This is a genomic window from Curtobacterium subtropicum (assembly GCF_030362975.1).
GTDB lineage: Bacteria > Actinomycetota > Actinomycetes > Actinomycetales > Microbacteriaceae > Curtobacterium > Curtobacterium subtropicum.
Genome location: NZ_JAUCMM010000001.1, coordinates 410,381 through 433,981, shown reverse-complemented (window position 1 = coordinate 433,981; position 23,601 = coordinate 410,381). Strand labels below are relative to the sequence as shown.

General features: G+C 72.8%; 17 protein-coding genes and 1 tRNA gene. 15 read left to right on the top strand and 3 right to left on the bottom strand.

The annotated features are described in order from the left end of the window. Positions 1-11 precede the first annotated feature (11 nt). The 5 genes from QUG98_RS01975 (at position 12) to mfd (ending at position 7,600) form a co-directional block, all read left to right on the top strand. Positions 12-902: a hypothetical protein gene (locus QUG98_RS01975; RefSeq protein WP_289468952.1), complete on the top strand. Its 891-nt coding sequence runs from the start codon at positions 12-14 to the stop codon at positions 900-902. A 205-nt stretch (positions 903-1,107) separates the two neighbouring features. Next, positions 1,108-1,740, top strand: a complete 633-nt coding sequence (locus QUG98_RS01970; RefSeq protein WP_289468951.1) for a 50S ribosomal protein L25/general stress protein Ctc — start codon at positions 1,108-1,110, stop codon at positions 1,738-1,740. A gap of 32 nt (positions 1,741-1,772) precedes the next feature. Next, positions 1,773-2,357: an aminoacyl-tRNA hydrolase gene (pth, locus tag QUG98_RS01965; protein WP_058730119.1), complete on the top strand. Its 585-nt coding sequence runs from the start codon at positions 1,773-1,775 to the stop codon at positions 2,355-2,357. A 177-nt stretch (positions 2,358-2,534) separates the two neighbouring features. Beyond that, complete coding sequence (locus QUG98_RS01960; protein WP_289468949.1) at positions 2,535-3,926, top strand: PT domain-containing protein; 1,392 nt, start codon at positions 2,535-2,537, stop codon at positions 3,924-3,926. A 62-nt stretch (positions 3,927-3,988) separates the two neighbouring features. Further along, positions 3,989-7,600, top strand: a complete 3,612-nt coding sequence (gene mfd / locus QUG98_RS01955; RefSeq protein ID WP_289468948.1) for a transcription-repair coupling factor — start codon at positions 3,989-3,991, stop codon at positions 7,598-7,600. Between the two features lie 153 nt (positions 7,601-7,753). On the opposite strand, the gene nhaA is transcribed toward mfd, so the two are convergent. After that, positions 7,754-8,932: a Na+/H+ antiporter NhaA gene (nhaA, locus tag QUG98_RS01950; RefSeq protein WP_289468947.1), complete on the bottom strand. Its 1,179-nt coding sequence runs from the start codon at positions 8,930-8,932 to the stop codon at positions 7,754-7,756. Positions 8,933-9,035: 103 nt separating this feature from the next. Here nhaA and QUG98_RS01945 point away from each other — a divergent pair, with 103 nt between their 5' ends. From QUG98_RS01945 to QUG98_RS01910, 8 genes are all read left to right on the top strand, one after another. Further along, positions 9,036-9,731, top strand: coding sequence for a MazG family protein (locus QUG98_RS01945; RefSeq protein WP_289468946.1), 696 nt, complete (start codon positions 9,036-9,038; stop codon positions 9,729-9,731). A 278-nt stretch (positions 9,732-10,009) separates the two neighbouring features. Next, complete coding sequence (gene hisS, locus QUG98_RS01940; RefSeq protein WP_289468945.1) at positions 10,010-11,254, top strand: histidine--tRNA ligase; 1,245 nt, start codon at positions 10,010-10,012, stop codon at positions 11,252-11,254. A gap of 98 nt (positions 11,255-11,352) precedes the next feature. Beyond that, on the top strand, positions 11,353-12,636 hold the full coding sequence (eno, locus tag QUG98_RS01935; RefSeq protein ID WP_289468944.1) for a phosphopyruvate hydratase: 1,284 nt from the start codon (positions 11,353-11,355) through the stop codon (positions 12,634-12,636). Between the two features lie 437 nt (positions 12,637-13,073). Further along, positions 13,074-13,631 (top strand): FtsB family cell division protein, encoded by a 558-nt coding sequence (locus QUG98_RS01930; RefSeq protein ID WP_289468943.1) that lies wholly within the window; start codon positions 13,074-13,076, stop codon positions 13,629-13,631. Between the two features lie 85 nt (positions 13,632-13,716). Then, positions 13,717-14,265: a DUF501 domain-containing protein gene (locus QUG98_RS01925; RefSeq protein ID WP_126890965.1), complete on the top strand. Its 549-nt coding sequence runs from the start codon at positions 13,717-13,719 to the stop codon at positions 14,263-14,265. A gap of 47 nt (positions 14,266-14,312) precedes the next feature. Beyond that, positions 14,313-15,788, top strand: coding sequence for an NAD(P)/FAD-dependent oxidoreductase (locus QUG98_RS01920; protein WP_289468942.1), 1,476 nt, complete (start codon positions 14,313-14,315; stop codon positions 15,786-15,788). Positions 15,789-15,873: 85 nt separating this feature from the next. Next, a tRNA-Leu gene (locus QUG98_RS01915) sits at positions 15,874-15,947 on the top strand. 104 nt (positions 15,948-16,051) lie between these two features. Next, on the top strand, positions 16,052-17,380 hold the full coding sequence (locus tag QUG98_RS01910; protein WP_289468941.1) for a threonine/serine exporter family protein: 1,329 nt from the start codon (positions 16,052-16,054) through the stop codon (positions 17,378-17,380). 449 nt (positions 17,381-17,829) lie between these two features. Here QUG98_RS01910 and QUG98_RS01905 read toward each other — a convergent pair whose 3' ends face one another. Then, positions 17,830-20,274, bottom strand: coding sequence for an Ig-like domain-containing protein (locus QUG98_RS01905; RefSeq protein WP_289468940.1), 2,445 nt, complete (start codon positions 20,272-20,274; stop codon positions 17,830-17,832). A 249-nt stretch (positions 20,275-20,523) separates the two neighbouring features. Between QUG98_RS01905 and QUG98_RS01900 the strand changes: the two genes are divergently transcribed. After that, a complete protein-coding gene (locus QUG98_RS01900; RefSeq protein ID WP_137766643.1) occupies positions 20,524-21,105 on the top strand; it encodes a LemA family protein in 582 nt (193 codons plus the stop codon). A 23-nt stretch (positions 21,106-21,128) separates the two neighbouring features. Further along, positions 21,129-22,028, top strand: coding sequence for a M48 family metalloprotease (locus tag QUG98_RS01895; RefSeq protein WP_289468939.1), 900 nt, complete (start codon positions 21,129-21,131; stop codon positions 22,026-22,028). A gap of 266 nt (positions 22,029-22,294) precedes the next feature. Here the strand turns inward: QUG98_RS01895 and QUG98_RS01890 are convergent, their stop codons facing one another. Then, positions 22,295-23,563, bottom strand: coding sequence for a winged helix-turn-helix domain-containing protein (locus QUG98_RS01890; protein WP_289468938.1), 1,269 nt, complete (start codon positions 23,561-23,563; stop codon positions 22,295-22,297). Positions 23,564-23,601 lie beyond the last annotated feature (38 nt).

Here is a 23,601-nt window from a genome sequence, read left to right as displayed (position 1 = left end):
ATGCTGGGGGCGTGGAGTTCGCGGACGTGGCGAGGGAACTGCTCCTCGTCGCGCCCCCGGACTTCGTGCGGGAACGCACCGCGCGGCAGCGGTCGGTCCGGAAGGACGACCGAGCGCTCGCGACCCGGATCGGCGGTCTGCGGAAGCCCGCGCCCGCCGCGTGGGTGGTCGACCTGCTCGCGCACGAGGGTGCCCTGGACGAGGCGGTCGACCTCGGGCCGGCGATCCGTCGGGCCCAGGCGGACGCGGACCCGGACGAGATCAAGCGACTGCGCCGCCAGCGGTCGGAGGTGGTCGCGGCGCTGGCGCAGGCCGGAGCGGACCTCGCCTCCGATGCCGGGCACCCGGTGACGCCGGCGGCGCTCGACCAGGTCCGCGCGACGATCGAGGCCGCGATGGCGGACGAGCACGCTGGCGCCGCCGTCCGATCGGGGCTGCTCGTCCGACCACTGGAGAGCGCCGGGTTCGACACCGTCGACCTCGACGGAGCGCTGGCAGACCCCGATGCCGTGCCGGACGCGTGGTCCGGCACCGACGCAGAACCCATCCCGATCACCAGCGCGCGCCGATCGCGGAAGGGGCGCCGCGCCTCCAGGCCGGAGCCGGAGCCGGAGCAGGAGCCTGAGCCTCGCGTCGACCCGGCTGCCGAGCGCCGTACCGCTCGCGAGGCGGAGGCCGCGGCGCGCGCCGGATCACGCGACGCCGACGCGGCACTGGACACCGCGGAGCAGGACCTCGAGGCCGCCGAGGGCCGCCGAGCCGACCTCGAACGGCAGCTCGCCGAGGCCAGCGCCGCGGTCGAGCGGGCAGAGTACGCGCGCGACCAGGCAGAGGAGGCGAGCGACCGCGCACGGGACCTCCTGCGCGCCGCACAGCACCACCGCCGCGACGTCGGTCGCTGAGGCCGGTGCAACACGCCCGACCACCCCTGCTAGACTCACAAACCGACTTCGGCGAGGGCCGCGCTGCGCGCGGCCGTGATCGACGCGGTAGGGAGACCCGGCCCAGTCCTGGGAGCGTTCCTCACGCGTGCACGCGTTCGAGTTGCAACACCACAGACCCCCCGATGCCGGCACCCCGGCGTCGACCCCGACACCAGGAGGCACCATGGCCGACTACACCAAGCTCGCAGCGGAGACCCGCACCAAGTTCGGCAAGGGCGCTGCGCGCAAGCTCCGCGCCGCCGACAAGATCCCCGCGGTCGTCTACGGTCACGGCACCGAGCCGCAGCACATCACCCTCCCGGGCCACGAGACGATGCTGCTCGTCCGTACCGCCAACGCGGTCGTCGACCTCGACATCGAGGGTGCGGCCCAGCTCGCCCTCGTCAAGGACGTCCAGCGCGACCCGGTGCGCCAGATCATCGAGCACATCGACCTCGTCGTCGTGCGCCGTGGCGAGAAGGTCACCGTCGACGTCCCCGTCGTCGTCGAGGGCGAGTCCTTCTCCGGCACGATCCACGTCCAGGACCTCGCGTCCGTCTCGCTCCTCGTCGAGGCGACCGACATCCCGGAGCACGTGACCGTCGACGTCGAGGGCCTCGAGGACGGCGCACAGGTCCTGGCCTCGCAGCTCGAGCTGCCGGCCGGTGCCGAGCTCGAGACCGACGGTGAGGCGCTCGTCGTCCAGATCGTCACCCCGCGTGGCACGGCTGACGACGACGCCGCCGACGAGGCCGCTGCCGAGGCGGGCGCCGAGGCCGGCACCGAGGGCGGCTCCGCCCCGGTCGACTCCGAGTAACACCCCGCTCGCGGATCGTCTGGCCGACGCTGATGACAGGGACGACCCTCGTCGTGGTCGGGCTCGGGAACCCCGGGCCCGGCTACGCGGGCAACCGTCACAACGTCGGCCAGATGGTCCTCGACGAACTCGCCGCCCGCATGGGCGCGACGTTCAAGAAGCACAAGACGCCGAACCAGGTCGCCGAGGGGCGCCTGGTGCCCGGCGGACCGAAGCTGGTCCTGGCGAAGCCGGGATCCTTCATGAACACCTCCGGTGGCCCGGTCTCGAGCGTGCTCGGGTTCTACAGTGCGACGCCGGAGGACCTCATCGTCGTGCACGACGAGCTCGATCTGCCGTACGACACCGTCCGGCTCAAGGGCAGCGGCGGGCACGGCGGCCACAACGGCCTCCGCGACATCATCAAGGCGACCGGCACGAACGAGTTCACCCGGGTGCGGATCGGCATCGGCCGACCCCCGGGACGCCAGGACCCCGCCGACTACGTGCTGCGTGACTTCTCGCCGACCGAGAAGAAGACGCTGCCGAACCTGCTCGCCGACGGCGCCGACGCGGTCGAGGCGATCGCGGAGCTCGGGCTCCTCGCCGCGCAGCAGCGCGTGCACGCTCCGTCCTGACCCGTCGAGCGCGTCGCGCGGGCGCTCCGGCCTCGGCCCCGGCCTGGAGGCGCGACCCGCGTCCGCCTCGTCGCTGTCCGGAAGGCGTCCGGTCCCCGAACTGGGGGACCATCACGTCCCCCGGTCGCGGGTACGTTCGCCACGGGGTGACCATCCCCGACGACGAGGGGGACGACCGTGGGACGAGCAGCACACCGAGCACGACGGACGGGTGGGCTCCGGACGGCGGTCGCCGTCGTCCCCGCAGCGGTCGTGGTGATCGCGGTGGGGCTCGGGTCGCTCCTCACGCAGGACGGCGCCGTCGCCGCGACCGAGACGTGGACGCCGACGGCCGCCGAGTCCTCCGCGCCTCCGGTCGCCTCGACCTTCGGCGCGCCGAACGATGTCCACCACGAGTCCGACGGTGCGCTGCTCGTGGCCGACTTCTCGGCGAACGGTCTGCTGCGGCGGGCGGTCGACGGTCGCTGGAGCGTGGTCGCACCGTTCGGTACCGGGCCCGGCGACGTGTGGAACCCGTCGGCGGTGACCACCACCGGCGACGGCCGGATCCTGGTGGCCGAGGCGGGTCGCCCGTCCGTCACCGTCCTCGACGCGGACGGCACCGTCCTCTCGCGCACCGCTCCGCCGGCACGACGCGCGGTGTCCGAGCTCGCCGTCGCCGGTTCGACCGTCTACGCGGCGGTCCCGGGTAGCGGCGCGCTGTTCACGACCGAGCTCGGGAGCGGGGACTGGACGGCGGTGCCCGGCCCCTGGACGGACCCGAGCGGTGTCGCGCTGTCCGCCGACGGCGGGACGCTCACGGTGTCCGACGCCGGCGCCGACCAGGTGTGGCAGGTCGACCGCTCCTCGGGGGCGGTGACGTCGCTCGGGTTCCCGGGCGATGCGCAGACCCGGCCCCGGGGAGTCGCCGTCGACGACGGGGACGTCTTCGTGGTGGACAACGGGCGCGGAGCGGTCTGGGCGCTGACCGGAGGTGCATGGACGGAGGCCTTCTCGAGCGCTCCGGACGGCTCGCCCCTGGTGAACCCGACGGCGGTGTCGGTCGGGCCCGGGCGGAGCCTCGTCGTGGCGGACTACAACCGTCAGCGTGTCGTGACGGCCGCGTCGTCGGGACGTGCGGTGGTCGTCCCCGGACCGACGCCGACGAGCGAGCCGACAGTCGAACCCACCGTCGAGCCGACGAGCGAGCCGACGAGCGAGCCGACCGTCGAGCCGACCGTCGAACCGACCGCCGAGCCGACAGCCGAACCGACCGTCGAGCCGACGAGTCCGCCGACGTCCGAGCCGACGGCTGTGCCGACGACGGCCCCGGGGGCGAAGGCGACCCCCTCGATGACAGCGGCGGTACCGGGTGACGGCACCGCGCCTCCCGGCCCGTCGTTGACCGACGCGTCGCTGACCGACGCGCCGCTGACCGACCCGCCGCTGTCCGACGCTCGGGCCGCGGGGCGGCAGCGGACCCTCGCATGGACCGGTGCCGGTCCGGTCCTGCCCGCGCTCCTCACCGCCGCGGCCCTCGTCGCGGGCGGACTGCTCCTCAGCGGTCACGCGGGTCGTCGCCGGAGCTGACCCGTGTTCGCCGCCCGCGCACGCCGGGGCGGGTGTCGGACGCCGCCGGTACCATCGTCTGAGTGACGATCTCGGGCATCATCCCTGCGCTCTCGCGCGCCTCCGCGTTCGATCGCGTCCTCCGCGCTGCCGGGCGTGACGCGGACTTCTCCGTCGTCGACGGCCTGCGCGTCCCGCTGCTCGGTGCCCTGCTCGCCGAGCGCAACGGTCCCCAGTGCCTCTTCGTCGTCACCGCCACCGGGCGCGAGGCCGAGGCGGTCCGCGGTGCCTTCACCTGCACCGTGCCCGACGCCGAGGTGCTCGAGTTCCCCGCGTGGGAGACCCTGCCGCACGAGCGCCTGAGCCCGAGCGCCCAGACGGTCGGCACCCGCATCGCGACGCTCCGGAAGCTCGCGGCGTGGCAGGACGCCGACCCTGCCGACCGTCGCACGACCGTCGTCGTGGCGAGCGTCCGCGCCGCGCTGCAGCCGATCGCGGGGAACCTGACCTCGCTCGCACCGGTCACGCTCGTCACCGGCTCGCGGGGCAACGACCTCGCGGCCATCGCGTCGCAACTCGTCGACCTGGCGTACGCCCGGGTGGACCTCGTCACCCGCCGCGGCGAGTTCGCGGTGCGCGGTGGCATCCTCGACGTCTTCCCGCCAGGGGCCGATCACCCGGTGCGCGTCGACTTCTTCGGCGACGAGATCGAGGCGATCAAGGCCTTCTCGGTCGCCGACCAGCGCACCACCGACGACGACCTCGGGTCGATCGAGCTCACGGCCTCGCGTGAACTCCTGCTGAGCGACGACGTGCGGCAGCGTGCGCGCGAGATGCTGCACGAGTTCCCGAACCTCTCGCAGATGCTCGCGAAGATCGCCGAGGGCATCCCGGTCGAGGGCATGGAGTCCCTCGCACCGGCCCTCGTGCAGGACCTCGTCCCGATCACGAGCTACCTGCCCGACGCCGCGACGATCGCCGTGCTCTCCCCGGAGCGGGTCGCCGGCCGCGCGCACAGCCTGGCCGAGACGAACACCGAGTTCCTGCAGGCAGCCTGGAGCGCCGCGGTCGCCGGAGCCCAGGCGCCGATCGACCTCGACGCCGGCAACTTCCTGACCGTGCAGCAGCTGAAGAACGGTCGCGGCCAGCGCACGTGGTGGACCGTCACGCCGTTCGACTCCGGGCTCGACGAGGGCGACCGCGAGCGTGTCCTCACCGACGCCGAGGCAGCTGCCGAGGCCGGCGAGTACATCCGCGTCCGAGCCGAGTCGATCCCGAGCTTCGCGGGCAGCGCCGACGGTGCCGTGGCGCACGTCAAGCAGCTGGTCGACGACGGCTGGGCCGTGGTCGTCACCGCGCAGGGCAAGGGCCTCGTGGAGCGCGCGGTGCAGGTCCTGGCCGACGCCGGGGTCGCCGCTCGGTCTGACGACCTCACCGCCCCGCCGGAACCGGGGATGACGATCGTCACGACCGCCACCGTCGAGGCCGGCTTCGCGATCGCCGACCCGCGGATCGCCGTCCTGAGCGAAGCCGAGTTCTACGGCCGCAGCGTGCAGCAGGGTGCGCGCACCGTGAAGAAGCTGGCCGGGCGCCGCAAGAACGTCGTCGACCCGCTGCAGCTCAAGCCGGGCGACGTCGTCGTGCACAACACCCACGGCATCGGCAAGTTCGTCGAGCTCGTCTCGCGCGAGGTCAGCTCCGGCGGTCGCAACGCCGTGAAGACGCAGCGCGAGTACCTCGTGCTCGAGTACGCGCCGTCGAAGCGGAACTACCCGGGCGACAAGCTCTTCGTGCCCACCGACCAGCTCGACCAGCTGTCGCGGTACGTCGGCGGCGAGAACCCGACGCTGTCGAAGATGGGCGGCTCGGACTGGTCCGCGGCGAAGTCCAAGGCCCGCAAGGCCGTCCGCGACATCGCCGTCGACCTGGTGAAGCTGTACTCGGCGCGCATGGCGTCGAAGGGGCACGCGTTCGGCCCGGACACCCCGTGGCAGCGTGAGCTGGAAGAGGCCTTCCCGTTCGCGGAGACCGCCGACCAGCTCACCACGATCGACGAGATCAAGCGCGACATGGAGAGCCCGATCCCGATGGACCGGTTGCTCTCCGGTGACGTCGGCTACGGCAAGACCGAGGTCGCGATCCGTGCGGCGTTCAAGGCGGTGCAGGACGGCAAGCAGGTCGCCGTGCTCGTGCCGACGACACTGCTCGTGCGCCAGCACATGGAGACGTTCCAGGAGCGCTTCGCCGGCTTCCCCGTCCACCTGCGCGCCCTGAGCCGGTTCCAGACCGAGAAGGAGTCGAAGGAGACCATCGCCGGCCTGGCCGACGGCACGGTCGACATCGTCATCGGGACGCACCGCATCCTGTCGCAGAACATCCAGTTCAAGGACGTCGGGCTCGTCATCATCGACGAGGAGCAGCGCTTCGGCGTCGAGCACAAGGACCAGCTCAAGAAGCTCAAGACGAACGTCGACGTCCTGGCGATGTCCGCGACGCCGATCCCGCGTTCCCTCGAGATGGCGGTCACGGGCATCCGCGAGATGTCCACGCTCGCGACTCCGCCGGAGGACCGCCACCCGATCCTGACGTTCGTCGGGCCGCAGTCCGACCTGCAGGTCGCCGCCGCGATCCGGCGGGAGCTCCTGCGCGAGGGTCAGGTGTTCTACGTGCACAACCGCGTGAAGGACATCCAGTCGGTGGCGTCGCACCTCGCCGAGATCGTGCCCGAGGCCCGGATCCAGGTCGCGCACGGGCAGATGTCCGAGGGCACCCTCGAGCAGGTCATGGTCGACTTCTGGGAGCGCAAGTTCGACGTGCTCGTGTCGACGACCATCGTCGAGACCGGCCTCGACATCGCGAACGCCAACACGCTCATCATCGACAAGGCCGACAAGTACGGGCTGTCGCAGCTCCACCAGCTCCGCGGTCGGGTCGGGCGCGGGCGCGAGCGCGGGTACGCGTACTTCCTCTACGACGCCGACAAGCCGCTGTCCGAGACCGCGCAGGACCGCCTCGAGACCATCGCCGCGAACAACGAGCTCGGCGCGGGCATGCAGGTCGCGATGAAGGACCTCGAGATCCGCGGCGCCGGCAACCTGCTCGGAGGCGAGCAGTCCGGTCACATCGCCGGCGTCGGGTTCGACCTGTACCTGCGCATGATCGGCGAGGCCGTGTCCCAGTTCCGCGGTGACGTCGCCGAGGGACAGACCGAGCTCCGGCTCGAGATCCCGGTCGACGCGCACATCCCGGAGGACTACGTCGAGTCCGAGCGGCTCCGGCTCGAGGCGTACCAGAAGCTCTCGGCGGCGTCGGCCCCGGCGGCGCAGCCCGAGGCGATCGACATGGTGCTCGACGAGCTGACCGACCGCTACGGCCAGCCGCCGCAGCCGGTGCTCACCCTGGTCGAGGTCTCGCGCCTCCGCCGCATGGCGCAGCAGGTCGGTCTGTCCGACGTCGTCGTGATGGGCTCGAACCTCCGGATCGCGGGCAAGGAGCTCGCCGACTCGGCCCAGGTCCGGCTGAAGCGCATGTTCCCCGGCGCGCGCTGGTTCCCCCAGCAGGACGCCGCGAGCATCCCGCTGCCGAAGCCGCACGGCGAGACACTGCCCGACGACGGGCTCATCCAGTGGGTGGAGAGCATCCTGACGGCGGTCTACGGGGCCTCGAAGGCGCCTGCGGAGACGCCCGCGGGCTGAGTCGCAACGGGCTGTCGGTCTGGAGGCGCGGTGTCGGCTGGCACCGCGCCTCCCGTCCGTGCCGTGGTGCGGTCCCGTCCGCGTCGCTGCGGAACGACAGAACCGCTGTCGTCCGACATCGCACCTGTCGTTCGACCGGCGCGGCGTCGCGCGCTACTCGGTCGCCTCGGCCTCGGAGAGCTCGCGCCGCGCACGGTAGCGACGCGCACGCAGACTGGCGACGACGGCCGAGGCCAGGATCGCGATGCCCGAGCCGACGAGCACGGCGAGGACGCCCTCGTCGAGGATCTCCTCGTTCCGGGCGAACGCCAGTTCGTTCATGAGGAGCGAGACCGTGAAACCGATGCCGCCGAGCACACCGACCGTCACGATCGACCAGAACGACAGCGTCGAGCGACCCGGCGCGCGGAAGATCCGCGTCGCGACGGCTCCGAAGAGCGTGATGCCGATCACCTTGCCCACCGGCAGCGCCAGGACGACGGCCCAGAACGTGGGGGAGAGCTCGCCGATGCCGACAGCCGGGATCACGACCGCGGCCGACGCGAACGCGAACACCGGCAGGACGATCGCGTTCGACCACGGCTCCACACCCTCGTGCAGCGTGTGCCCCGGACGACGGGGCAGCACGAGACCGAGCGCGACGCCGGCGATCGTGGCGTGCACGCCCGAGTGGTACACGAGCCACCACGTGACGAGCCCGACCAGCACCATCGCGGCGATGATCCACGCCTGACCGGTCCGGCCGGGGCGCAGCAGACGACCGAGCACGGCGAAGACCGCGAGCGCGACGACGGCGCCGGCCAGTGCGACGAAGTCCGTACCGTGCGCGAAGACGACGGCGATGATGACGATCGCGATGAGGTCGTCGAGCACCGCGAGCGCGAGCAGGAACACGCGGATCGTCGACGGCAGCCCCCGACCGAACATCGCGAGGACGCCGAGCGCGAAGGCGATGTCGGTCGCCGTCGGGATGGGCCAGCCGTGCTGGTAGGGCGTTCCGGAGGTGACGAGGAGGAAGATCCCGGCCGGCACGAGCACACCGCCGACCGCCGCGATCGCCGGGATGACCGCGGTCTTCGGGTTCGAGAGCTCGCCGTCGAGGAGCTCCTGCTTCAGCTCGATCGCGACGAGCAGGAAGAAGACCGCCAGCAGCCCGTCGCTGATCCAGTGCGACACCGACAGGTCGAGGCCGATCGCTCCCCACGGCGAGTGCGCGTCGAGGGCGCGTTCGAGGCCGGGGCCGAGCGGTGAGTTCGCCACGAGCAGGCCGAGCACGGCGGCGGTCAGGAGCGCGATGGCGCTGAAGCGGGGGGAGCGGACGAGTGCCGACATGGATCTCCGACGGTGTGCGGGTACGGGCGGGTGACCGTCGACCAGACTTCCCGACACACCAGGACCGATCGTACCGGAGTGCCCTGCGTGCGAGCATGGCGCCATGACCGCCGTCTCGGACCTCGTCGAAGTCGTCGACCGCCTGCTCGCACCCGAGGGTGGCTGCGTGTGGAACCGTGCGCAGACCCATGCCTCGCTCGCGCGGTACGCCGTCGAGGAGTCGTACGAGCTCGTCGACGCGATCGACTCCGGGGACGACGTCGAACTGCGCGAGGAGCTCGGCGACGTGCTCTACCAGGTCGTCCTGCACGCGGGTCTCGCTGCGGCGGCGGGACGGTTCGACCTCGAGGACGTCGCCGCGGGCGCCCGGGACAAGATGGTCCGCCGGCACCCCCACGTGTTCGGTGCGGAGCGGGCGGTCACCGAGGCGGAGGTCGTCCGCGTGTGGCGGGCGGCGAAGGCAGCGGAGAAGGCTGCGCGGACGAGCGTGGTCGACGGGGTCCCGCGGGCGATGCCGCCGCTGGAGCGCGCCGTGAAGCTGCTCGAACGCCTGGAGGAGCGTGGGGACGCCGCGGCGGTCGTCGCCGCCGTCGTGCGCGCGCCGGAGCAGGCGAGCACCGGCGCGGACGGTGCGGACGGCGCGGCGAGTGCGAGCGGGTCGGGAGACGTGGTGGACGACCGGTGGGGTGCGGGGATGCTCGCCGAGGTCGCGGCGGCACGGGAGGCGGGCATCGACGTGGTGGCGAGCCTGCGGGCAGCGGTGACCCGGCTGGAAGCCGAGGCGCGCGTCGGGGAATGAGTCGTGCCTCCCGGCCGGACCGGGTCGGGCAGACGAGTGAGAGAGCGGGCACCCTCCCAACCCGAAAAAGGAGGGTGCCCGCGAGCGGGTACGACGCACCAGGGAAGTTGCGTCGACAGGGACACCCGCCCGAACCGCGGGGCGCCGTTGCAGCACACCGTCCCCGCGAACGATCTGGTGGTCGGATCAGGAGACCACCAGACCGAGGTTCTGGATGTAGCGTATCAGTAGGCCACAGTGCGTGCAAGCGCCTCCGCCCGCTCTGGCAGGATTGGCGCATGGCAACGACCGTGACGGCTCCCCGTGGCATGCGTGACTTCCTCCCGGCGGAGAAGGCCCGTCGCGAGCACGTCCTCGGGGTCGTCCGTGACGTCTACGCGCGTCACGGGTTCGACGAGATCGAGACCCCCGTCGTCGAGGACGCCGCACGGCTGCACTCGGGCCTGGGTGGCGACAACGAGAAGCTCGCGTTCGCGGTGATGCGCCGCGGGCTCACGACCGAGGACCTGCAGCAGGCCGGTGCACCGCTCGACCTCGCGGACCTCGGGCTCCGCTTCGACCTGACCGTCCCGCTCGCGCGCTTCTACGCCTCGCACCGCGCCGAGCTGCCGTCGGTGTTCCGTGCCGTGCAGATCGCTCCGGTCTGGCGTGCCGAGCGTCCGCAGAAGGGGCGCTACCGTCAGTTCGTCCAGTGCGACATCGACATCCTCGGGGAGTCGGGGCAGCTCGCGGAGATCGAGCTCATCCGCGCGACCACCGCGGCGCTCGACGCGCTCGGCATCGCGGACACCACGATCCGCATCAACGACCGGCGGATCCTGCTGGCGCTGCTCGCCTCGTGGGGGATCACCGACCCCGGCACCGCGGACCGGGCCCTGATCACGGTCGACAAGCTCGACAAGATCGGTGCCGACGGTGTGGCCGCCGAACTCCGGTCGACGATCGGTGCCGACCTGCCCGGCCTCGAGGACACCATCCGCGCGCTCGAGGCAGCGAACTGGACCTCGGTCGAGGGCGCTCAGTGGCTCGACGCCCAGGCCTTTGCCGACCTGCTCCGGCTGCGCGAGGCCCTGCCGGGCGTCGACCTGCGCTTCGACCCGACGCTCGTGCGCGGCATGGGCTACTACACCGGGACGATCTTCGAGGTCGCCCACCCGGACTTCGGCTACAGCCTGGGCGGCGGCGGTCGCTACGACGGCATGATCGGGCGCTTCCTCGGGCAGGACGTCCCCGCAGTCGGCTTCTCGCTCGGGTTCGAGCGGCTCGTCGACCTCGTCACGCTGCCCGAGTCGGCCGAGTCCGATGCGGTCGTGCTCCTGTACGACAAGGACGTCGACCCGGTCCGTCTCGCGGCGCTCAAGTCCGAGGCCCTGGTGTCGCACCGCCGCGTGCGCCTCGAGCGCCGGCCGAAGAACACCAAGAACCTGCTCGCCGGACTCGCCGAGCAGGGCTTCGCGGCCTTCGCCAGCGTGCGGGCCGACACCGAGACCCTGGAAGGTGTCGAGTTCCGCCCGCTGGCGTGAGCTCCTCCACACCCGACGTCATCCGCGGCGAGGCGTCCACCGCGCCTCGGTAGGATCGACCCGCTGTCCACCACAACCGAACTCGTAGGGAGTACCCCGTGGCCCAGATCGATGCCGTAGGCGCACGCGAAGTCCTCGATTCCCGAGGCAACCCGACGGTCGAGGTCGAGGTCCTCCTCGACGACGGCGTGGTCTCGCGCGCGCTCGTCCCGTCCGGTGCATCCACCGGTGCGTTCGAGGCGTACGAGCTCCGCGACGGCGACGCGAACCGCTACGGCGGCAAGGGTGTCCTGAAGGCCGTCGACGCCGTCCTCGATGAGATCGGCCCGGCACTCGGGGGCTTCGACGCCACCGACCAGCGTCTCGTCGACGCCGCGCTCATCGAGCTCGACGGCACCGAGAACAAGTCCCGCCTGGGCGCCAACGCGATCCTCGGTGCGTCCCTCGCCGTCGCCCGCGCCGCTGCAGACTCGGCCGACCTGCCGCTGTTCCGCTACCTCGGTGGCCCGAACGCGCACACGCTGCCCGTCCCGCTCATGAACGTCGTCAACGGTGGCGCGCACGCCGACACCAACGTCGACATCCAGGAGTTCTTCCTGGTGCCCTACGGCGCCGAGAGCTTCTCGGAGGCCCTGCGCTGGGGCGTCGAGACCTACCACGCCCTCAAGGGCGAGCTGAAGAAGCAGGGTCTCGCGACCGGCCTCGGCGACGAGGGTGGCTTCGCACCCGAGCTCGCCTCGAACCGCGCGGCGCTCGACTTCCTGCTCGCCGCCATCGAGAAGGCCGGCTTCACCCCCGGCAAGGACATCGCGCTCGGCCTCGACGTCGCCGCGACCGAGTTCTTCCACGACGGCAAGTACGCGTTCGAGGGCAAGCAGCTCTCGAGCGAGGAGTTCACCGGGTACTTCTCGGACCTCGTCGCGAACTACCCGCTCGTCACCATCGAGGACGCCCTGGCCGAGGACGACTGGGAGGGCTGGAAGCACCTCACCGCCGAGCTCGGCTCGAAGCTCCAGCTCGTCGGCGACGACCTGTACGTCACGAACCCGAAGCGTCTGCAGCGGGGCATCGACGAGCAGGCCGGCAACTCGATCCTGGTCAAGGTGAACCAGATCGGCACGCTGACCGAGACCCTCGACGCCGTCTCCCTGGCACACCGCCACGGCATGACCGCGATCCTGTCGCACCGTTCGGGCGAGACCGAGGACACCACCATCGCCGACATCGCGGTGGCCGTCGACGGTGGCCAGATCAAGACCGGCGCCCCGGCCCGTTCGGACCGCGTCGCGAAGTACAACCAGCTGCTCCGCATCGAGGAGGAACTGGGCGACGCCGCCGTCTACGCCGGCCGCACCGCGTTCCCCCGCGCCGCCGCGCTCTAGGTCGGACACCGAACGGCTCGAGACGCCGTCCTCCTTGCGGAAGGGCGGCGTCTCGTCGTTCCCGGGCACTGCAGCCGCCGGTGCCGAGTCACCGTCGCCGCCGGGGTCGGCGGCCCGGGTTCCGGTCGCACGACTTGCCGCTCGACTCCGGCGGCGACGGCAAGTCGTGCGACAAGAGCGTGAGCCGGCGGCGAGTCCTGCGACGCGAACCGTCGGGGTCGGGGACGACGGGGTCGGGACGGCGCTGCGGCCGGACCGACCGGCGGACGGGAGGCGCGTGGCGGCCGTGCGCCGCGCCTCCCGTCCGCTGGGAGGGTACCGAGCGACGCGTGGCGGCCGTGCGCCGCGCCTCCCGTCCGCTGGGAGGGTACCGAGCGACGCGTGCCGGCCCGCGTGCCGGGCCACGCGACCGACGCGGGCCGGGTTATCGTCGAGCCGTGCCCAGCCAGAAGCCCCGCGTCCGCCGCATCCCCGTGGCCGTGCCGGAGTCCGGCGCGCACGAGCAGCCCTGGTACCGCTCGATCCGGTTCTCGGGGTTCAGCCTGCTCATGCTGGCGATCATCGTGTTGTTCGTCGTCGTGCTCGCGCCCTCGCTCCGCACGCTGATCCAGCAGCAGGAGCAGATCGCGCAGCAGCAGCGCGAGGTGGCGGCGCAGAAGGCGGACGTCAGCCAGAAGAAGCAGGACGTCGCCCGGTGGGACGACCCGGCCTACATCGAGGCGCAGGCCCGTGACCGGCTGCTCTACGTCTACCCGGGCGAGGAGAGCTACCTCGTGATGGGCGCCGAGCAGGCGAAGGGGTCCGACCGTGCCGAGACGGACTCCGGCAGCCCGGTCAGCTCGACCGTGCAGACCCCGAAGGTCGACTGGGTGCAGGCGATGCTCTCCAGCGTGCTGCAGTCCGGCCTGACGGAGAAGACCACCGAGGAGCTCGTCGCTCCCGACGTCTCCGGCACCGGGGACCCGACCGGCGCCGCCACCGCCGACACGAAGTAGGCCCACCGCCGACACGGCGCAGGCCCGGCACCGCCGTCGTCACGGAGTAGGACGGCGAGCGGGACTCGGGTAGGCTCACGTGCCCGTGACGACCCCTCCCTTCGACCCGCCGTCCGACCGCGACATCCAGGTCGTCTCGGCGCAGCTCGGGCGACCGGCCCGCGACGTCGTCGGGATCGCGGCGCGGTGCGTGTGCGGCAACCCCACCGTCGTGTCGACGAAGCCCCGACTCGCGAACGGCACCCCGTTCCCGACGTTCTACTACTTGTGCCACCCCGCCGCCACCGCGGCCGTGAGCACGCTCGAGGCGAACCACGTCATGCCCGAGCTCGCCGCCCTGCTCGAGGACGAGACCGTCGCGGCGCAGTACCGCGCGGCCCACGAGTCCTACCTGGCGGACCGCGAGTCGATCGAGCACGTCGACGAGATCGACGGCATCAGCGCCGGTGGCATGCCCACCCGCGTGAAGTGCCTGCACGCCCTCGTCGGCCACGCCCTCGCTGCCGGACCCGGCGTCAACCCCATCGGCGACCTCGCGCTCGAGCGCGTGGACTGGTCGCCCTCCCGGTGCGAGTGCCGGGCGTATGATGGCATCGCAGACGCTGGAGTCGGGGCGGGTGGCGGCGAAGTCTGACCAGCCTCCCGGCAAGCAACCACCCCACTCCAAGGAGATCATCCCCCGTGCCCAAGATCCTCGTCGTCGGCGGCGGCTACGCCGGTTTCTACACCGCCTGGAAGCTCGAGAAGCACCTGCGTCAGGGTGAAGCCGAGGTCACCATGGTGGACCCGCTCCCGTACATGACGTACCAGCCGTTCCTGCCCGAGGTCGCGGCCGGTTCGATCGAGCCGCGTCACGCGATCGTCTCGCACCGTCGTCACCTGAAGAAGACCCGCGTCGTCACGGCGAAGGTCACGAAGGTCGACCACGCCACGAAGACCGCGACGATCACCCCGGCCGAGGGCGAGGCGTGGGAGGAGTCCTACGACCAGATCGTGATGACCGCCGGTGCCGTCTCGCGCACCTTCCCGATCCCGGGTGTCGCGGACGAGGCCATCGGCCTGAAGACCATCGAGGAGGCCGCGGCGATCCGCGACAAGATCCTCACGAACTTCCACAAGGCGGCGAACCTGCCGGCCGGTCCCGAGCGTGACCGCCTGCTCACCGTCGTCGTGGTCGGCGGCGGCTTCGCCGGCATCGAGGTCTTCGCCGAGCTCCGCTCCTTCGCGTCCGACCTGCTGAAGAGCTTCCCGCAGCTGTCCTTCGACGACACGCACTTCCACCTGGTCGAGGCGATGGGCCGGATCATGCCCGAGGTGTCGCTCGAGACCTCGCACTGGGTGCTCGAGAACCTCGCTTCCCGCGGTGCCACGGTGCACCTCGAGACCCAGCTGGCCTCGGCCGAGGGCGGCGTCTGCCAGCTCAAGGCCAAGGACGAGTCGATCCAGACGATCGAGTCCGACCTCATCATCTGGACCGCCGGCGTCATGGCGAACCCGATGGTCAAGGGCACCGACTTCCCGCTCGAGCAGCGCGGGCGCATCCGCGTGCAGCCCGACCTCCGCGTGGTCGACGACAACGGCGTGATCGCCGATGCGTGGGCCTGCGGCGACGTCGCGGCCGTGCCGGACCTGACCGGCGGCGGTGTCGGCGGCTTCTGCGTGCCGAACGCCCAGCACGCCGTGCGCCAGGCCAAGCAGCTCGCGAAGAACCTGGTCGCGGTGATCCGCGGCGAGGCGACGAACGACTACAAGCACGAGAACCTCGGCGCCGTCGCGGGCCTCGGTCTCGGTACCGGTGTCTTCCAGTCCGGCAAGTTCGCAATGAAGGGCTTCCTGGCCTGGGGTTCGCACCGTGGCTACCACGGTCTCGCGATGCCGTCGTGGGAGCGCAAGTGGCGCGTCATCGGCGACTGGGTGGGCGGCTTCTTCCTGGGCCGTGACATCGCGTCGCTCGACGACCGCGAGACCCCGCGTGCCGCGTTCGAGGCCTTCGCGTCGCGTCCGAAGCCCGCTGCTGCCGAGGAGCCGAAGGTCGTCGCAGCCCCGGCTCCCGAGGAGGGCAAGCCCGCCGACGCCGCCGGCCCCGCGTACGCCACTCCCGCCGAGGACGTCTCGAAGGACGCCGAGCCCGTCGCCGCTCCGGCGGACGCCAAGTAGAACCGGAACCGGCACCGGACGACCGACGGCCGTCGCCCCAGCGTGGGGTGGCGGCCGTCGTCGCATCGGTAGGCTGTTGCGGCCCGCCCCCGTGGCCCAATCGGTAGAGGCACGCGACTTAAAATCGCCGAGTTGTGGGTTCGAGTCCCACCGGGGGTACCGACGGCGGTGCGATCGTTCTCCCAGAGCGACAGTGTCCGCCCGACAGTCGGGGGCAACCTGTCGCTTTCGCGGACCCCTCGCGAGGCCCCTACGATCGTCCCGTGGCCGGACTCGGAAGCGCTCTCGCGAACCTGCGCAACGCACTCAACCGACCCGAGGCGCACGTCGAGGTCGTCGACGGCGAGACGGTCCCCACCGGCATGCTGCTCGGCACGCTCGGCGCGCTGCTGCTCGACGCCGGCAGCTCCGTGACCGACGTCCGCTCCGCACTCGAGAAGGCCCGCGACGCCGCCGGGGTCGGCCCGACGCTCGCCGTGGGGGTCCTGCCCGCGCTCGTCATGGTCAGCGAGGTCGCCACCGGCGCCGCCACGATCGTGAACGCCGAGGGCGTCGAGCTCTCCTCCCGCCAGGCAGCACGCGCGAACCGCCTGGTGCTCGGCCTGGAGCGCGGGTCCATCGCCCTCGCCGAGATCCCCGCCCGGGTGCGCGCCATCCGTGCTGGTACCGTCCCGCCGCCGGCGCTGCCCTGGATCGCCGGCAACGCCCTGACGTCGGTCGGGCTGGCGGTCGTGTTCCGCTGCCCCTGGTGGGCGATCGTGCTGGCGCTCGTCGTCGGCGCCCTGGTCGGCGTGCTCAGCCTGGTGCTCCGCCGCTTCCGCGAGGCCGTCGCGATCATCCCGTTCCTCGCCGCCTTCATGTCGACGAGCGTCGTCGGCCTCGTCGCCGCCGGGACCGGGTTCGACCACGTGCCGCTGTTCGCCGTCTGCGCACCCGTGGCGGTGTTCGTGCCCGGTGCGCTCATCACCAACGCGCTGCTCGAGCTCACTGCGGCCGACATCGTGACGGGTGCCTCGCGGCTCGTGCAAGGACTCATCACGCTCGGGTTCATGGCCGCGGGCATCGCAGCGGGCAGCGCACTGACCGGGCTGCGGGTGGACCCGTCGTCTGCGGCGCTCGTCGGTGAGGTCGCCGGCGTGGGTACCCTCCGTGGTGGGTGGGAGGCCGTGCCGTCCTACTGGGTGTCCTGGGTCGCGGTCGTCGGCCTGGCCGTCGGGCTCGGACTGGTGTTCCGCTCCGGTTGGCGGCTCACGCTGGTGTCCGTCGCCGTCATGACGAGCGCCTACGCGGTCGTCAGCGGTACCACGCCCCTCTGGGGGAGCGTCGTCGCCACGGGCGCTGCGGCCGCACTGCTGTTCGTCGCGACGCGCCTGCTCGAGCGCCTCGTGCCGGTCATCCCGGCGACGGTGTCGTTCTTCCCCGCGTTCCTGCTCCTCGTGCCCGGCACCGTGGGGCTCGTCGCGGTCACCACCTTCGACCCGGTCGCGCTCGGTACGCCGCTCGCGACGTTCGTCAGCCTCTGCATCGGGACGAAGATCGGCGGGCTGCTGCCCGGGCTGTTCCGGCGGAACGCCCCGCACCACGCGGCCTGATCCGGCCCGGCGGGCCGGGGCTGGCGGCCGGGAGACAGGCTGGGGCCGGTCGTGCGCGCCGTCTCCGGCACGTGCGGGCCGGGAGGCGCGTGGCGAGCCCGGTCGGGTGCCTCCCGTCCGGCACGTGCGGGCCGTGAAGCGCATGGCGGGCCCGGGCACGTGCCTCCCGTCCGACACGCGTGAGCCGGGAGGCGCGTGGGTGGCCCGGTGACGAGCCTCCCCTCCGGCGGGCGCGTGGCGGGCCGACGTGCGCCTCCGGCCCCGGTGGGCGTGGACCGGGACGCGCGTGGCGGGGCCGGTCACGTGCCTCCCGTCCGGCGTGCACGGAGCTGGCAGAGCGTCGCGGGCCGGCGCGGGGCTCCCGACAGGTGAGTGTCGAGCGCGGCGGTGCGTGACGGGCGCACCGCGCGTGTCCCGGGCGTTCCGTGCGGGCGGCGGGTCCGCGTCCGTCAGCGCTGCGGCGCGGCCGCCGCGCGCGTCCCGCGGACCCAGACCCAGCAGCAGGCGACCGCGAGGGCACAGAGGCCGGCGGCGACCGCGGTCTCCGTCGGCGACGGGACAGCCGGGGCGGGTGCGCCCGTGGTGAGTGCAGCGAGCGCGACCGCACCGGCCGTGAGCGCGACCCAGCGGACTCGTGCCCCGGTGACGAGCGCGGCGCCCGCCGACCCGGGGAACGGCAGCAGGGTGACCACGAGCGCGCCGACCGCCCCGACGCACAGTGTGGTGGCGAACTCGGCCGTGAGCGTCGTCCAGAACCCCGAGCCGCCGACGAGCGAGTGCAGGATCCAGCCGGTGGCAGCGACCCCGAGCAGCGCGCCCGAGCGGGCGGTGGCGCTCCGCACCCCGCGGGCGACGCTCGACCCGAGCCGCAGGGCGGCGGTGTCGGCACCCGGTCGTCCGACGGGCACGAGGACGGCGCCGACGACCAGGGCGGGGGAGAGGTCGGCGACCCGGGTCAGGGCGCACCCCGTGACGGCGGCGAGCACGAGCCAGGGCGAGACGCGGAAGCCGACGGCGGTGCGGTCCCGACCTGCGGCCCAGCGGGTGGCCAGGACGACGGCGGCGGTCGTGACGGCGGAGCCGAGCAGCACCGCGAGCGCGAGGCGGACGTAGCGGGCCTCGAGCGAGGTGCCGACCCCGAGGAGCGTCGTCACGACGACGATCCCGACGCCGAGGGCCGCCGCTGCCCAGGTCGGCAGGACCTCGTCACCGAGCCGGCGGTCCCGCCGCGAGCGGTTCCGACCGAGCAGGGCGGTGAAGGGGTTCCGGAGGCGACCGCGGACGGCGGCGCCGACCACGGCGAGCGGGACGGCGACGAGCACGAGGAAGCCGGCCGCCACTCCCGTCGCGAGCAGGACGGTGCCCCACGAGAACGACGCCTGGACGGGCCGCACGCCGCGGTCGTAGGCCGTGCCGGCGGTCCAGTCGCCGGCCGGTCCGGACCAGTCGGGCACGCCGGACGTGGTGCTGGCCGGGCCGTCTCCTGCCGCGCCGGTCGTGCCACCACCCGCGCCGGGGCCGGACGCGCCGGTGCCCGTCGGGTCGGTGCCGGTCGGACCGCCGCCGCCACCCGCGGTCGTCCCCGGTGCTGCGTCGGGCGAGCCCGGCGTGGCGGACGACGACGTCGGTCCGACCGCCGGACCGGAGGTGCTCGAGCTGGTGCTGGGCGTCGAGCCGGACAGCGCCACCCGGACGCCGGTCGACGACGGCGACGAGTTGCCCGCGGCGTCCTGCTGCATCGCGCTCACGGTCCGGGTCCCGGCGGCCGCGGTCGTGCCGGTCGTCGTGCAGGACCACCGGCCGTCGGCACCCACGTCGGTCCGGCACACCGGTGAGCGGTCGAGGTACACCGTCAGGACCGCGCCGGCCTCGCCGGTGCCGCGCACCGTGAACGGCTGGGAGCGCACGCGCTCGTCGGCTCCCGGTGCCGTGACGACCGGCGCTGCCGGGGCGGTCCGGTCGACGACGACCGTGCGTGGGGCGGAGGGGGCACTCCGGAGGTCGGAGCGGAAGCCGTTGCCGGTGCTCGCGGTCTGGGCCGCGGAGACCGTGGCGCGACCGTCCCGGGTGCTGCCGGGGAGCGCGACCGACCAGTGGCCGCTGGCGTCCACCCGCGCGGTCCGGTCGACCGGCGTGCCGGAGACGGACACGGCGACGGTCGCACCGGGCAGACCGGTGCCGGACACGGGGCCCGAGGTCGGGCGGTCGGTGGTGATGACCGGGGGGACGACGACGTCGGACGCCGGCGCGCGGGACGACCCGAGCGTGGTGTCCGTCTCGTCGACCACCGTGAAGACCTGCTGCGGGCCCGAGCGGACGGTGGCGATGCACGCCCACGACCCGTCGTCGGCCACGGTCGCCGTGCACCCGGTCGAGCCGGTCACCGCGGGTCCGGCGACACGCACCCGGTGCCCGGGGGTGCCGCTGCCGTGGAGCCGGACGGTCGCGGTCGTCACGTCGCCCGGGTCGGCGATGGTCGGACGGACGGCGGGGCGCTCGGTCGGCGACGGCGAGGGGGAACCGGTGTCCGGTGGCAGCGTGCTGAACTGGGGGAAGGGCGTCGGGGAGGCCGTCCGGGCCGCGTCGTCGTCCTGCTGCGGCTCGCCGCCGGTGCTGGCGGTCGTCGCGCTCGCGGTGCCGGCGGCGCTCGCGCTCCGGGTCTCGACGATGTGCTCGGGGGGAGCTGCCGTGGTGGTGCTCGTCGTGGTCGTGGTCGTGGTCGTGCTCGTCGTCGCCGATGCCGGCGGCGCCCCCAGGAGGAACGCTCCGGCCGTCATCACGATCGCCACGCCCGCGGTCAGCAGTCCGGAGCGGGTTCGGGGTCGACCGACGGGACCGCCGTCGCCGACGGTCCCCTGCTCCACGTTGTCCCCGAGCGTGTCCACCGGTTCCATCACACGTGATGATCCGCCCTGGGTCAATCCGCCACCCGGATGATGTGTCCCACGACGTGCGTTCGCAGTCTCCCTGCCGCAGCGGTCACCGCACGGCGGGTGTACGCCACTCGGGAATCACCCGTGAACCACACTGCGGGAACGGGTCGTCCCGGTGCGCCTCGGTACACTCGTGGACGGTCGTCACACGGCCACGCACCGGTCGCAGTCCCACCGCGCCGGACCCGACGCGCAAAGGAGTACGCCCAGATGGACACCGGACTCGTCACGACGCTCATCGTCGTCGGAGTGGTGGTGGTCCTGCTCGTCGTGATCGGGATCTACCTCTGGGTGACCTACAACTCGCTCGTCACGCTGAAGCTGCGCGTGGACGAGGCGTGGAGCGACATCACGGTGCAGCTGAAGCGCCGCGCAGACCTCATCCCCACCATCGTCGACACCGTCAAGGGGTACGCCGCGCACGAGAAGTCCGTGTTCGAGTCGGTGACGCGTGCCCGGGCCGAGACGCTCGGTGCCGGTGACGCCTCGAGCGCCTCGGTGGCCGAAGGGCACATGCAGAAGGCCCTGAAGAGCGTGTTCGCCGTCGCCGAGGGCTACCCACAGCTGCAGTCGAGCCAGAACTTCCTGCAGCTGCAGTCCGAGCTCGTCGACACCGAGGACAAGATCCAGGCCGCGCGACGCTTCTACAACGGCGGCGTGCGCGAGCTGAACACCAAGATCCGCGTCTTCCCGAACTCGACCTTCGCGAAGAGCAAGGGGTTCACCGAGGCGTCGTTCTTCGAGACGGCAGAACCCGCGGCGATCGCCGAACCGCCGCGCGTCCAGTTCTGACCGTGGCGGGGGCGGCCTGACCCGTGTACAGCGCCATCGCGCGGAACAAGCGCAACACCGTCGTCATCATCCTGGTCTTCCTGCTCATCGTCGGGGCGCTCGGGTTCCTGGGCGGCTACCTCGCGGGCAACGTCTCGGTCGGGGTGATCGTCCTCGTCGTCGCGCTCGGGTACGCGCTGCTCCAGTACTTCCTCGCTGGTCGACAGGCGACGGCGATCGCGGGCGGCATCGAGATCGACCGCACGACGGAACCGCGGCTCTGGCGGACGGTCGAGAACCTGGCGATCACGAACGGCATGCCGATGCCCCGGGTGTTCGTCATCGAGGACCCCGCGCCCAACGCCTTCGCCACCGGCCGTGACCCGGAGCACGCCATCGTCGCGGCGACGACCGGGCTGCTGGCGATCATGGACGACAGCGAACTGCAGGGCGTCATGGCGCACGAGCTCGGACACGTCAAGAACTACGACATCCGCGTCTCGACGATCGTGTTCGGCCTGGTGGTCGCGGTCGGGTTCCTGGCGGACGTGCTCCTGCGCATCTCGATCTTCAGCGGGTTGAGCGGGCGCGGACGGAACAACGACAACGGCGGTGGCGGCAACCCGATCCTGATCATCGCCGGGATCGTGGCGGTGCTCGTCGCGCCGATCGCGGCCGCAGCGGTGCAGGCAGCGGTCTCCCGGCAGCGCGAGTACCTCGCGGACGCCACGGGTGCGATGACGACGCGGTACCCCGAGGGCCTCGCGCGTGCGCTCGAGAAGCTCCAGGCGTACGGGCGACCGACCCGCACGCAGAACTCGTCCATGGCGCACCTGTGGATCGCCGACCCGATGCGTCCGGGTGTGATGGACCGGCTGTTCTCCACGCACCCGCCGCTGCCGGACCGGGTCGCTCGACTGCGGGGGAGCCTGGACCGCTTCTGACCCGCGGGCGTCGAGACGCCGGCGTCGGTGCGGGACGGCCTCGTCGCGGCGAGACGCCGGCGTCCGGACGAACGACCTCGTCGCGTCGAGACGCCGGTGTCGGTGCGGGACGGCCGCGTCGCGGCGAGACGTGCCCAGGAGTCGCGGCGTCTCGCGCGGATCGCGGCGTCTCGCCTGCGTCGCGGCGCTTCGCGAGCACGGCGTGCCAGCGCGACCACCGGGCCGGGCCTGCGCGGCGGAGGTGCACCGGGCCTCCCGGCCGGGCCTCAGGCGACCGCGTCGTCGGCCGGAGCCGCCTCGGGCGCATCGGCGTCGTCCGCCGCCTCGTGCGGAACGAGCGCGACCCTGAGCGCCGCGGCGACCGCTGCGGCCGCGGTGCCACGGTCGGTGACCTCGACACCGTCGAGTCCCTGCCACGCCGCCGCCCGCCGCAGCGTCTCGGCGAGGCGCTCCGCGTCCAGGCGCTCGCCCGGCTCCTGCCACGCGGTCCGCACCCGGAGCACACCCCGCTGCCGGTCGCTCTTCAGGTCGACGCGTCCGGTCAGGCGGTCGTCCTGCAGCACGGGCAGCACGTAGTAGCCGAACACCCGCTTCGGCGCCGGCGTGTAGATCTCGATCCGGTAGTGGAAGTCGTACATGCGCTCCGCGCGGCGACGGAACCACACGACCGGGTCGAACGGACTGAGCACCGCGTCGGCCGTCACCCGCCGCGGGACCCGGGCGTCGACGTGCATCCACGCGCGGTCGCGCCACCCCTCCACGCGGACCGGAACGACCTCGCCGCGCTCCTCGAGCTCGGCGATCGCGGCAGCGGTGTCGTCCGCGCGCAGTCGGAAGTAGTCGGCGAGGTCCGCGCGGGTCCCGACACCGGACGCGCGTGCGGCGCGCCGGACCAGCTCCGTGACGGCGGTGTGCCGGTCCGGAGCGCCCTCGAGCGTTCCCGGCGGCAGCACCTGGTCGGGCAGGGCGTACACGCGCTCGAACCCGGCGCGGCCGGCGCTGACGACCTCGCCCCAGCGGAACATCTGCTCGAGCCCCGCCTTCACGTCGCTCCAGCCCCACCACGGCCCGCGGCGCACGTTCGCCTCGTGCTCGACGGCGCTCGCGGGCAGGGGACCCTCGGCGGCGAGCAGGGCGCGGAGCTCCCGGCGGACGCCCGCGGTGCGTTCGACCCCCGCGATCCGGTTCGGTCGGGCGTCGCGGTCGCGGTACGCGTCCATGCGCCAGCGGAACAGGGGGAGGTCGGCGCGCGGCAGGAACGCGGCCTCGTGCGCCCAGTACTCGGCGTACGGGCCGGCCCGCCGCATCGTGAGTCGGTCCAGCGCGGGCTTGTCGTAGGACCCGAGGCGGGCGAAGAGCGGCAGGTAGTGGCTCCGCTCGAAGACGTTCACCGAGTCGATCTGCAGCAGCCCGAGCCGGCCGATCGTGCTCGTCAGCGTCCGGGTACCGACGATGTCACGGGCGGGAGCGCCGAAGCCCTGGGCCGCCAGGGTGACGCGGCGGGCCTCGGCGGCGGAGAGCGTGGACCTGACCATGGCACGACGCTACCGATCCGCGCCGACACCGACGTCGG